Source organism: Serratia sp. MMO-28 (genome assembly GCF_037199905.1).
Classification (GTDB): domain Bacteria; phylum Pseudomonadota; class Gammaproteobacteria; order Enterobacterales; family Enterobacteriaceae; genus Chania; species Chania oryzae.
This window is the reverse complement of sequence record NZ_JBBCVB010000003.1, coordinates 1-11,284: the sequence shown is the minus strand read 5'-3', so window position 1 is coordinate 11,284 and position 11,284 is coordinate 1. Positions and strand designations below refer to the sequence as shown.

Below are 11,284 nucleotides of genomic sequence, written 5' to 3'. Positions count from 1 at the left end.
GAGAAGATTATGAACTTTCGCCTGACTGGGCTGGCTTTCGCAACGGTACTTTTGGTGGGCTGTGCCAGCGCACCTGACAATGAGCCGCAAGGGCGTTCTGATCCCCTTGAAGGGTTCAACCGGGCGATGTTTAACTTTAACTACAACGTGATGGATCCTTATGTGGTTCGCCCAGTCGCGGTTGTGTGGCGTGACTACGTGCCGATGCCAGCACGTAATGGTTTAAGCAACTTTACTTCCAACCTGGAAGAGCCCGCCAGCATGGTGAACGAATTTCTGCGCGGTAACCCATATCAAGGCATGATCCACTTCAACCGTTTCTTCCTCAATACCCTGCTGGGAATGGGCGGGTTGATCGACGTGGCAGGTATGGCGAACCCGAAACTGGCGCGTGAGGGCTCCCGCCGCTTCGGCAGTACGCTGGGCCATTACGGTGTAGGTTACGGCCCTTATGTTCATCTGCCGGTTTATGGCAGCTTTACTATTCGTGAAGACGGTGGTGACTGGGCTGATAGCGTTTATCCGATGTTAAGCTATCTGACTTTCTGGATGTCGGCAGGCAAATGGGCGGTGGAAGGTATTGAAACCCGTGCGCGTTTGCTGGATTCCGATGGCCTGCTGCGGAACTCTTCCGATCCTTACGTGTTGACGCGTGAAGCCTACTTCCAGCGTCATGATTTCAAGGCCAGCGGCGGTGTGCTCAAACCGCAGGAAAACCCGAATGCTAAGGCGATTCAGGGTGATTTGGACGAGATCGACTCATCTAACTAAGCTAAAAAATGAGATAAAAAAAGCGCCGTTGCAGGCGCTTTTTAGTATGGCTGAAGCAATTAGAAGCGGTAGTTGAAGTTGGCACCCGACAACCACGCCGTACCTTCAGAGTTGAAGGTATAAGGGCCTTCATGAATGGTGACTCTCTGGCCGTGCATATAGGCGAGGCCAACGTCGACAGACGCATCTTTGTTGAAGGCGTAGGTGGTGCCTAGGCTAAACCAGGTACGGTTCTGATCCGGGATGGAGATAGAACGGTTGGCAGCAGGAACCGGGCTTTGGTCGAAGGCGACACCGGTACGGAAGGTCCAGTTATCGTCATAGAAATAAGTGGTACCCAGCGCCATGCGGTAAGCATCGCGGAAGCCTTCATGCTTGTAGAACAATGTTTGGCCATCGTTACCCGTAGCTTTCAATTCCTGGAACTGGCTCCACGAGTTGTAAGCCATGCTGTAGTGGATCGCCCACTGCGGCGCTACTTTGTTATAACCTGAAATCTCCCACATTTCTGGCAGATTCAGATCCAGCGAGCCAGGAATGGTATTGCCGTTGGTGCCCCATGGCAAACCAGTGACTGATTGAGCCGGGTTGAAGGCTGAAGGCAGTTGACTTGAGTAATCGCCATCGAAACTAATCTTCACTTTTGAACGATAGGTGAAGCCATAGCGGTTATTCTCATCGATTTCATACAGGAGACCGGCATTCCAGCCATAGCCCCAGCGGTTGCCTTCCAGCTTGGAAATCTGCGTATTTGCTGGGATACCCTTACTGAGCAAACTTTCCCCGGCATAACGCTCCAATTTCGCGTCGGCGTTAACCGCATCAAAGCCTAAGCCGAAGCTGAAGTGCTGGTTCAGGCGGTAAGCCGCGCTGAGGTTCAGGTTGATGGTGGTGAGTTCGGTTTTACCCCCGTAAGGGCCAGCAGGATAGGTGTCGCTAAACTCAGTTGACAACCCATAATTACTGACTACGGATCCCCCCACGGCCCACTGTTCGTTCAGTGGCTGGATATAGTGCAGGTTTGGCACCCAGGCGGTTGGAGCGATGTTTTTTGCATCCAGGCTGGCACCACTAGGTGACTGGCCGGTGATATCAACGTTTGGGTTGATGAAGATGGCACCAGCGGATACGGATGGGCGGTCAAACATCATCATGGTTGCTGGGTTACGGCTTGCAGAGGCTGCTGAATCTGCCATTGCGCCTTCGCCAGAATAAGCACGCCCTAAACCGACTGATGAGAACTCATTCAGTTGGAATCCTGCGGCATATACATTTGAAGAGATAATCGCCACTGCAACTGCAAGAGCTGATTTAGTGAACAGGTTTTTCTGGCTCATGACCAAAACCTCATTTTATATTTTTATTTAAACTATGTTACACGGGGTAACAATGAAAAATAATTGTAGGGGTCTGTTCGCAATTAGACAAATCAGACCAGTGGCTGAATTATAGGTCCGACCTGTTGTGTTGTTGCAAGTTTGTTTTGTATTTATTTCAAAAATGATATCAAAAAAGAGATCTGCATTACAAAAAAAGCGAAACAACAATGAAACTTTTACTCTTTCTTAGCAGACAACGGTCTCCATTGTATGTTTTTCAACGCTTGAAGCACTTACAAAAAGTAAGGCTAGTGATTGGCCTGCCCGAGGCGTAAAATAACCGCAGTATCTTATTTACTTGCGCCAGATCATCAATGGCTTTTTTGGGCGAGTTTGATGCAGCCCGTGAGGAGATTTTAAACATGTCAGATGCAATTAATAAATGCAGCACTCAGGAAACCGCAGCCTGTTGCTGTATGGATGTGGGCACCATCATGGATAATACCGATTGCACCGCTTCCTATAGCCGAGTATTTACCCGTCAGCAGGAAGCAGAGGAAACGTTGGCTGCCTTGACAGAAAAAGCACGCGGCGTTGAATCGGATCCTTGTGATATCAGCAGCAGCATTAAACCGGTGAACGGCGGCGTGCAATTGGACATTGATTTCACTTTCGCCTGCCAGGCTGAAACCCTGATCTTCCAGCTTGGTCTGCGTTAATTGTTTTCCAAACCTGCGTAGGGCTTCTTACGCAGGTTGTTTATCTCCCCGCTAGAAAGTTGCTCCTGCTCCCAGTTTTCACTTCTGTTGGTTTGCCAAATATAAACATTTGGTTAACAATGGCTTCATCAGGTCAGACCTCTTCTTGTCCGTTGTGTTAACGGCCTATCTTCAGGAGCGTTTATGAGTAAGACACTGCCGTTGGTTACCCGCAATGGCGATCGTATCGCCATCGTTAATGGATTACGTACCCCCTTCGCCAAACAGGCCACCGCTTACCACGGTATTCCTGCGGTCGATCTCGGTAAAACAGCGGTGAGTGAATTGTTGGCTCGTACGGGCATTGACCCGGTATTGATCGAACAGCTGGTGTTTGGCCAAGTGGTGCAAATGCCTGAGGCGCCTAATATTGCGCGGGAGATTGTGCTCGGCACCGGCATGAGCGTGCATACCGATGCCTATAGCGTTTCACGCGCCTGCGCCACCAGTTTCCAGGCGATTGCCAACGTGGCGGAAAGCATCATGGCGGGCAGCATCAGTATCGGCATTGCTGGCGGGGCGGATTCCTCTTCGGTATTGCCGATCGGCGTCAGCAAGGCGCTGGCGCGCACGCTGGTGGACGTCAACAAAGCCCGTACCCTGTCGCAACGTTTGAAGCTGTTCAGCAAGCTTAAATTCCGCGATCTGATGCCGGTACCGCCAGCAGTGGCCGAGTATTCTACCGGCCTGCGCATGGGAGATACCGCGGAACAGATGGCAAAAACCCACGGCATTACCCGCGAACAGCAGGATGCGCTGGCTCATCGCTCACACCAGCTTGCGGCCAAAGCCTGGGAACAGGGGCTACTGCACGATGAAGTGATGACCGCCTACGTTCCCCCTTATAAAACGCCGCTTGCTGAAGATAACAACGTTCGCAAAGACTCCAGTCTGGAATCCTATGCCCGGCTGAAACCGGCGTTTGACCGTAAGCACGGCAGCGTGACTGCGGCCAACAGCACCCCGCTGACTGATGGAGCCGCTGCCGTATTGCTGATGAGCGAATCCCGCGCCAAAGAGCTTGGCTTGCAGCCGCTGGGTTACCTGCGCAGCTTCGCCTTTGCCGCCATCGACGTCTGGGAAGACATGTTGCTTGGCCCTTCTTATGCCACACCGCTGGCGCTCGATCGCGCCGGGATTACCCTGGCTGACCTCACTCTGATTGATATGCATGAAGCCTTTGCCGCACAAACGCTGGCTAACCTGAAAATGTTTGCCAGCGCGGAGTTTGCCCGGCAGAAACTGGGGCGTGATCGGGCGATTGGTGAGGTGGATATGGAGAAATTCAATGTACTGGGGGGCTCGATTGCTTACGGCCACCCGTTTGCTGCCACCGGAGCCCGCATGATTACTCAGACACTGCATGAGCTCAAACGGCGTGGCGGTGGGCTGGGGCTGGCGACGGCCTGTGCGGCGGGTGGATTGGGTGCCGCGATGATTGTGGAGGTGGAATGATGAGCTTCGAAAATGCACTGCATGAACAGCGCGCCAAAGCGTCGGCATTTCATCTGATGTTGCGCCCAGACAATATCGGTGTGATCACCATCGATGTGCCCGGGGAAAAGGTGAATACCCTGAAAGCGGAGTTTGTTGAACAGATCAATGAAGTGCTGCTCAAAGCCCAGCAGTTTCCGGCATTGGAGGGGTTGGTGATCCTGTCTGGCAAACCGGATTCCTTCATCGCCGGTGCTGATATTACTATGATTGCCGCCTGTAAGAGTGCCAAAGAGGCCGAAGCCTTAGCTAAAAAAGGGCAGAGCACCCTGGCACAGATTGCCGCCTTCCCGGTGCCGGTTATCGCCGCCATTCACGGTGCCTGTCTGGGCGGTGGGTTGGAGTTGGCGTTGGCCTGCCATGGCCGCGTATGTTCACTGGATGACAAAACGGCGCTCGGCCTGCCGGAAGTGCAACTGGGTCTGTTGCCTGGGTCCGGTGGCACGCAGCGTTTGCCGCGCCTGATCGGCGCGCGTCATGCGCTGGATATGATCCTGACCGGCAAGCAGGTTCGCGCCCGGCAGGCGTTGCGCATGGGGCTGGTGGATGACGCGGTGCCTCAGTCTATTTTGCTGCAGGCCGCCGTTGAGCGAGTGAAACAAGGCTGGAAACCCCGCCGCGCACTGCCGTGGCAGGAACGCTTGCTCAACGGCCCGCTGGGCAGACACCTGCTGTTTAGCATCGTGCGCAAAAAAACGCTGGAGAAAACCCGCGGTAATTATCCGGCAGCGGAACGCATTATTCAGGTGGTCCGCACCGGTTTGGATCAGGGCAACGCCAGCGGTTATGAAGCGGAAGCTCGCGCGTTTGGTGAACTGGCGATGACGCCACAATCGGCCGCGTTACGCAGCCTGTTCTTTGCTTCGACAGCATTAAAGAAAGAGCGTGGGGGTGATGCACAACCGCATACGTTGCAGCGCGTTGGTGTGCTTGGCGGTGGCCTGATGGGCGGCGGCATTGCCTGCGTGACCGCCACGCGTGCGGGTTTGCCCGTGCGCATCAAGGATGTGAACGAGCAGGGGATTAACCATGCGTTGAAATATACCTGGGATCTGCTGGGGAAACGGGTGCGCAGCAAGCGTATGCGCCCGGCCGAGCGGCAAAAGCAGATGATGCTGATCTCTGGTTCCACCGATTACAGCGGGTTTGACCGCGTTGATATCGTCGTGGAAGCGGTATTTGAAGATATCACCCTCAAGCAGCAGATGGTGGCAGACATTGAACAGTATGCTGCGCCGCATACCATTTTCGCTTCCAACACCTCGTCGCTGCCCATCAGCCAGATTGCCGCCAAGGCGGCCAGGCCGCAGCAGGTGATCGGCCTGCACTACTTCAGCCCGGTAGATAAAATGCCGCTGGTGGAAGTGATCCCGCACGCGACGACCAGTGAGGAAACCATTGCTACCACCGTAGCGCTGGCGCAGAAGCAGGGGAAAACGGCGATTGTGGTGGCCGATCGCGCCGGTTTTTACGTCAACCGCATTCTGGCTCCTTATATTAATGAAGCGGCGCGCTGCCTGCTGCAAGGTGAACCGATCGAATCGCTGGATAAAGCGCTGGTGGATTTCGGCTTCCCGGTCGGGCCGATCATGCTGTTGGACGAAGTGGGGATCGATGTCGGCACCAAGATTATCCCGATCCTGGCTGCCGAACTGGGGCCGCGTTTTGCCGCTCCGGCTGCGTTTGACGCGGTGCTGAAAGATGGTCGTAAAGGGCGCAAGAATGGCCGCGGTTTCTATCTGTATCCCGCTGAGGGGAGCAAACGCCAAACGAGTAAACGTGAAGATAGCCGTATTTATGCGCTATTAGGGGTCAGCGCCAAAGCCCATATGCAGCATGCGGTGATCGCCCAACGCTGTGTGATGCTGATGTTGAACGAGGCGGCTCGCTGCCTGGAAGAGGGGGTGATCCGCAGCGCCCGTGATGGCGATATCGGCGCGGTTTTCGGCATCGGTTTCCCACCGTTCCTCGGTGGCCCTTTCCGTTATATGGACGAGCTTGGAACGGAGAAGGTGGTAAAAACTCTGCGCTATTTGCAGCAACAGTATGGTGAACATTTTGCACCGTGTGAGCGCTTGCTGCGCATGGCTGAGCAGGGTGAACGCTTCTATCCGTAAAGAAGTCGGCAAGCATGGCGGCCCGGTTTGCGCTACAGTTTGATCAGGGCCGCACTGTGATCGTTATCACTCCTTGCAACAACTGCAATCCCGGATGCTGTACAGGGGGATAGGGGAGAGGTAACGTAGCGTACCGATGGCGGGTCACTCAGAGCCATCGGAGGACTCAACATAGCCAGGTTAAAATGTAATCTGCTCAATCGAGGGTTATGTGAGTAGTGAATTTGCGTTAGAGCACTGTTGATGCAAAAAACAGCGTTTTCTTTACGCGAACTTTCAGGCAAAATGCCCGGCCGCCATAGAGAGACGGCGCATTATCGTTTTGACGCTCTTTGCTTTGGGCTTGTGCTCTTAAGTGCAACTCGGCGATACAGCACGCTCGGCGTTTCTGTATGGTGTTATTTTGTCAACAACAGCGGTGCAATATGCAAGTTTTGATTATGCGTCACGGAGAGGCGGTACTTGAGGCAGCCAGTGATTCAGTAAGGCCTCTTACTGAGTGTGGCCGTGAAGAGTCGCGTCAGATGGCGGCGTGGTTGAATGCCCAGTCTGTGGATATTGAACGCGTGCTGGTCAGCCCTTATCTGCGTGCTGAACAGACGTTGGAAGCGGTACGCGAAGCGTTAACGCTGCCGGAAGGTGCAGAAATCCTGCCCGAACTGACGCCAGGTGGGGACGCCGGGTTAGTGAGCTGCTATCTGCAGGTCCTGGCGAAAGAAGGGGTCGGTGCGGTGCTGGTGGTTTCCCACCTGCCATTGGTCGGTTATCTCGTGGCTGAACTGTGCCCAGGTGAATGCCCGCCGATGTTTGCCACCTCGGCCATTGCCAATGTCGATTTGGCCTCTGATGGCAGCAGCGGCACCTTTGCATGGCAGGTTGGCCCGTCACAGGTGATGGCGAAGGTCTGCTAAGCGTGTAGGCATATTGGAAGGGCGATGTGAATCATCGCCCTTTGTCGTTTCTACGCGGCTACTCTTCCAGTTCGATCAGCACCAGCACCGCCGCATTACCACCCCATTCTTTAGGGGCCTGATGAAACGCCAGCACGTCTGGGTGTTGTGCCAGCCATAAAGGGGTCTGTTGCTTAAGAACGTGCTTACCGTGGCCGTGCATCACACAGGCACAATGAACGTGCTCACGTTTACAGGCGGCGATCATCGCTCCTAATTCTTGCTTGGCCTGCAACTGCGTCAGGCCGTGCAGATCGAGAAACAGATCCGGTACGTAATCCCCGCGGCGCAGCTTCTTCAATTCATAGTGATCATAGCCGGGGCGTACATAACGCGTTGGGCCTTCATCATCCAACTGCGGCTGAAATTCGTCAGAAAAATAGAAACTGGCATCAACCTGCTCCTGCAACAAGCGCTGCGGGGCGATTTGCCGGGTTTTCATTTTAGGTTTCGGGTGGACGATGGTGTCCTGCCGCAGCCTTCTTGCTCCGGCTACCGACTCCCTGAAGAGCTGCAGTTCATCTTTGCTCAGTGGGTGCTTATTCTTCATTATTTGCTCACCGGATGTTATTTCTGGATATCGTCCTACATGGGCTTTGGTACGTTCTTGGTTTATTTGTAGGAGCGCGCCTAGTTTACCTTGTCGAAGGGTTCTGTCGACGCAAAACTGGGGCTGAATATAAATGAGAGGGGCTCAACGCGACTATTGCTGCTGATTTGTCGCGGGCTTCATGGCAAACTGTGGTGCTAAATCATGAATCACCGCGCCTGCTGGAGGGCAAATTGGACAAAATTTTCGTCGAAGAAGCAGTGAATGAACTGCACACCATTCAGGATATGCTGCGCTGGGCCGTAAGCCGGTTCAATGCTGCCAATATCTACTATGGTCACGGAACCGATAATCCGTGGGACGAAGCGGTGCAATTGGTTCTGCCCAGCCTATTCCTGCCGTTGGATATCCCTGAGGAAATGCGCACCGCTCGCCTCACGTCCAGCGAGCGTCACCGCATCGTTGAGCGGGTGATCCGCCGGGTTAACGAACGTATTCCGGTGGCTTATCTCACCAACAAAGCCTGGTTCTGCGGCATGGAGTTTTATGTTGATGAACGCGTGCTGGTGCCGCGCTCACCGATTGGTGAACTGATCGACAATCGTTTCAACGCGCTGATCCCGCATCCGCCGCGTTACATTCTGGATATGTGCACCGGCAGTGGCTGTATCGCCATTGCCTGCGGTTATGCCTTCCCAGAAGCAGAAGTGGACGCGGTAGATATCTCTGCCGACGTGCTGGCCGTGACCGAGCGCAACATTCAGGCGCACGGCGTTGAGCATCAGGTAATCCCGATCCGTTCCGATCTGTTCCGCGACGTTCCGGCGATCAAATACGATCTGATCGTCACCAACCCGCCGTATGTCGATGCCGAAGACATGTCCGATCTGCCCCAGGAATTCCGCTTTGAGCCTGAGCTGGGCCTGGCTGCGGGCAGCGACGGCCTGAAGCTGGTGCGCCGCATTCTGGCCTGTGCGCCAGACTACCTGAGCGATGACGGCGTGCTGATTTGTGAAGTGGGCAACAGCATGGTGCATCTGATGGAGCAATATCCGGATATCCCGTTCACCTGGCTGGAGTTTGACAACGGCGGTGACGGCGTGTTTATGCTCACTAAACAGCAACTGATTGACTGCAAAGACCACTTCAGTCTCTATCGCAGCTGATGAATCCAACGAATATTAACAGTAAGGAGCCGTGATGGCAGGGAACAGTATTGGGCAGTTTTTCCGCGTCACTACATTTGGTGAATCTCACGGTGTGGCGCTGGGATGTATTGTGGACGGCGTGCCGCCGGGCATTCCGTTGACCGAAGCTGATTTGCAGCACGATCTGGATCGTCGTCGTCCAGGCACTTCACGCTATACCACGCAGCGTCGTGAACCGGATCAGGTGCGGATCCTCTCTGGCGTATTTGAGGGGGTCACTACCGGTACCAGCATCGGCCTGATCATCGAAAACACCGATCAGCGTTCGCAGGATTACGGTTCGATTAAGGATGTGTTCCGTCCAGGGCATGCCGATTACACCTACGAGCAGAAATATGGCGTGCGCGACTACCGCGGCGGTGGCCGTTCCTCGGCGCGCGAAACCGCGATGCGCGTGGCCGCCGGGGCGATTGCCAAAAAATATCTGGCGCAAAAGTTTGGCGTCAAGGTGCGCGGTTATCTGGCGCAGATTGGCGAGGTGAGCTGTGAGCTGAAAGATTGGGAGCAGGTGGAGCAGAACCCGTTCTTCTGCCCGGATCCCGATAAGCTGGAAGCGTTGGACGAACTGATGCGTGCGCTGAAAAAAGAGGGCGACTCGATCGGCGCCAAAGTTACGGTGGTGGCGGAAAATGTGCCGGTGGGCCTCGGCGAACCGGTGTTTGATCGCCTGGATGCCGATCTGGCGCATGCGCTGATGAGCATCAACGCGGTGAAAGGCGTGGAGATCGGTGACGGTTTTGCCGTTGTGACCAAGCGCGGCAGCGAAAACCGCGATGAAATCACCCCAGAAGGCTTCCAGAGCAACCATGCAGGCGGCATTCTTGGCGGGATCAGCAGCGGCCAACCGGTAGTTGCGCATCTGGCACTGAAACCGACCTCCAGCATTATGGTACCGGGCCGTACCATCAACCGGCAGGGTGAAGCGGTGGAAATGGTCACCCGTGGCCGCCACGATCCCTGTGTGGGCATCCGCGCGGTACCGATCGCCGAAGCGATGATGGCAATCGTGCTGATGGATCACCTGCTGCGCCAGCGGGCGCAAAACGGTGATGTGACTTGTAACGTTCCACGCTGGTAATTGCGATGAATAAATGGATGTTAGGCATCGTCGCCCTGATGGCCTCAGGGGCAGCCATGGCGCTCACGCCGTGGCAGAAAATTGATCATCCGGTAGCGGGTAACCCGCAGGCGATTGGCGGTTTCTCCAATGGCTGCATCATTGGGGCGCAGCCGCTGCCGTTAAATTCCCCGAGCTATCAGGTGATGCGCACCGATCAGCGGCGCTATTTTGGCCACCCGGATCTGCTGGCGTTTATTCAACGCCTGAGTGACAAGGCACACCAGAAAGCGCTGGGCACGGTGCTGATTGGTGATATGGGCATGCCTGCCGGTGGGCGTTTCAGCAGCGGCCATGCCAGCCATCAGTCTGGGCTGGATGTGGATATCTGGCTGCAACTGCCGCGCCAGCGCTGGACGGCGCAGCAACTGCTCAAACCGCAGCCAATCGACCTGGTGTCTGCCGACGGCAAACGCGTGGTCGATAGCCAGTGGCAGCCGCAGATTGAGTCGTTAATCAAGCTGGCGGCAAAGGATAACGAAGTGACACGTATCTTTGTCAACCCGGCGATTAAACTGCGTTTGTGCCAGGATGCGGGGGCCGATCGCGACTGGTTGCACAAGGTGCGCCCGTGGTTTGCCCATCGCGCGCACATGCACGTCCGCTTGCGTTGCCCGGCGGGCAGCCGGGAATGTGAGGATCAGGCTCCGCCACCGGCCGGTGACGGCTGTGGTGCAGAATTGATGAGCTGGTTCAAGCCCCAGCAACCGAACGCCAACCCGGTCAAGACAGAGCCACCGCCGTTGCCGCCGGGCTGCCAGGCATTGCTGGATAACCATTTCGCCAGTCGTTAAATGAGTTTTTTGATTTCAAGATTGGGTGGGATTGTTGTTTTAACTGCGGGCTGCCCGCTCAGGCAGCCCGCATTTTATTCTCCTCGTATGGCCCTTAGAAGCTGTATTTCACCCCCAGCATCGCCGCCTTGTCATCATAGCCTTTCTGCCCTATCTGCTGCGTCAGGTTGCCCCACAGGCTCAGGTTGTTGTTCAGCTTGCCTTCC

General features: G+C 55.2%; 11 protein-coding genes. 8 read left to right on the top strand and 3 right to left on the bottom strand.

Annotated features, from left to right (window positions below):
• Positions 1 to 9 precede the first annotated feature (9 nt).
• Positions 10 to 771, top strand: a complete 762-nt coding sequence (mlaA, locus tag WG891_RS03175; protein WP_337262738.1) for a phospholipid-binding lipoprotein MlaA — start codon at positions 10 to 12, stop codon at positions 769 to 771.
• A gap of 59 nt (positions 772 to 830) precedes the next feature.
• Here the strand turns inward: mlaA and fadL are convergent, their stop codons facing one another.
• Complete coding sequence (gene fadL / locus WG891_RS03170; protein WP_337262737.1) at positions 831 to 2,108, bottom strand: long-chain fatty acid transporter FadL; 1,278 nt, start codon at positions 2,106 to 2,108, stop codon at positions 831 to 833.
• A 404-nt stretch (positions 2,109 to 2,512) separates the two neighbouring features.
• Between fadL and WG891_RS03165 the strand changes: the two genes are divergently transcribed.
• From WG891_RS03165 to sixA, 4 genes are all read left to right on the top strand, one after another.
• A complete protein-coding gene (locus tag WG891_RS03165; protein ID WP_337262736.1) occupies positions 2,513 to 2,809 on the top strand; it encodes a YfcZ/YiiS family protein in 297 nt (98 codons plus the stop codon).
• Between the two features lie 183 nt (positions 2,810 to 2,992).
• Positions 2,993 to 4,303 (top strand): acetyl-CoA C-acyltransferase FadI, encoded by a 1,311-nt coding sequence (gene fadI, locus WG891_RS03160; protein ID WP_337262735.1) that lies wholly within the window; start codon positions 2,993 to 2,995, stop codon positions 4,301 to 4,303.
• Positions 4,303 to 6,459, top strand: a complete 2,157-nt coding sequence (gene fadJ, locus WG891_RS03155) for a fatty acid oxidation complex subunit alpha FadJ (protein ID WP_337262843.1) — start codon at positions 4,303 to 4,305, stop codon at positions 6,457 to 6,459. The genes fadI and fadJ overlap by 1 nt, the downstream gene beginning before the upstream one ends.
• 425 nt (positions 6,460 to 6,884) lie before the next feature.
• On the top strand, positions 6,885 to 7,370 hold the full coding sequence (gene sixA, locus WG891_RS03150) for a phosphohistidine phosphatase SixA (protein WP_337262734.1): 486 nt from the start codon (positions 6,885 to 6,887) through the stop codon (positions 7,368 to 7,370).
• A gap of 58 nt (positions 7,371 to 7,428) precedes the next feature.
• On the opposite strand, the gene smrB is transcribed toward sixA, so the two are convergent.
• Complete coding sequence (gene smrB / locus WG891_RS03145) at positions 7,429 to 7,959, bottom strand: endonuclease SmrB (protein WP_337262733.1); 531 nt, start codon at positions 7,957 to 7,959, stop codon at positions 7,429 to 7,431.
• 233 nt (positions 7,960 to 8,192) lie between these two features.
• Between smrB and prmB the strand changes: the two genes are divergently transcribed.
• The 3 genes from prmB to mepA are packed head-to-tail and all read left to right on the top strand — an operon-like array spanning position 8,193 to position 11,078.
• On the top strand, positions 8,193 to 9,125 hold the full coding sequence (prmB, locus tag WG891_RS03140; protein WP_076941704.1) for a 50S ribosomal protein L3 N(5)-glutamine methyltransferase: 933 nt from the start codon (positions 8,193 to 8,195) through the stop codon (positions 9,123 to 9,125).
• A gap of 34 nt (positions 9,126 to 9,159) precedes the next feature.
• Complete coding sequence (gene aroC / locus WG891_RS03135; protein WP_156292525.1) at positions 9,160 to 10,245, top strand: chorismate synthase; 1,086 nt, start codon at positions 9,160 to 9,162, stop codon at positions 10,243 to 10,245.
• A gap of 5 nt (positions 10,246 to 10,250) precedes the next feature.
• Positions 10,251 to 11,078: a penicillin-insensitive murein endopeptidase gene (gene mepA / locus WG891_RS03130; protein ID WP_337262732.1), complete on the top strand. Its 828-nt coding sequence runs from the start codon at positions 10,251 to 10,253 to the stop codon at positions 11,076 to 11,078.
• 94 nt (positions 11,079 to 11,172) lie between these two features.
• On the opposite strand, the gene WG891_RS03125 is transcribed toward mepA, so the two are convergent.
• The gene (locus WG891_RS03125) at positions 11,173 to 11,274 is read right to left on the bottom strand and encodes an autotransporter outer membrane beta-barrel domain-containing protein (RefSeq protein ID WP_337262842.1); all 102 of its coding nucleotides are present in this window, start codon (positions 11,272 to 11,274) and stop codon (positions 11,173 to 11,175) included.
• Between the last annotated feature and the right edge of the window lie 10 nt (positions 11,275 to 11,284).

Coding starts and splice junctions, on each gene's coding strand:
- mlaA (WP_337262738.1), top strand. CDS start 10: ATGAACTTTCGCCTGACTGGGCTGGCTTTCGCAACGGTACTTTTGGTG.
- fadL (WP_337262737.1), bottom strand. CDS start 2,108: ATGAGCCAGAAAAACCTGTTCACTAAATCAGCTCTTGCAGTTGCAGTG.
- WG891_RS03165 (WP_337262736.1), top strand. CDS start 2,513: ATGTCAGATGCAATTAATAAATGCAGCACTCAGGAAACCGCAGCCTGT.
- fadI (WP_337262735.1), top strand. CDS start 2,993: ATGAGTAAGACACTGCCGTTGGTTACCCGCAATGGCGATCGTATCGCC.
- fadJ (WP_337262843.1), top strand. CDS start 4,303: ATGAGCTTCGAAAATGCACTGCATGAACAGCGCGCCAAAGCGTCGGCA.
- sixA (WP_337262734.1), top strand. CDS start 6,885: ATGCAAGTTTTGATTATGCGTCACGGAGAGGCGGTACTTGAGGCAGCC.
- smrB (WP_337262733.1), bottom strand. CDS start 7,959: ATGAAGAATAAGCACCCACTGAGCAAAGATGAACTGCAGCTCTTCAGG.
- aroC (WP_156292525.1), top strand. CDS start 9,160: ATGGCAGGGAACAGTATTGGGCAGTTTTTCCGCGTCACTACATTTGGT.
- mepA (WP_337262732.1), top strand. CDS start 10,251: ATGAATAAATGGATGTTAGGCATCGTCGCCCTGATGGCCTCAGGGGCA.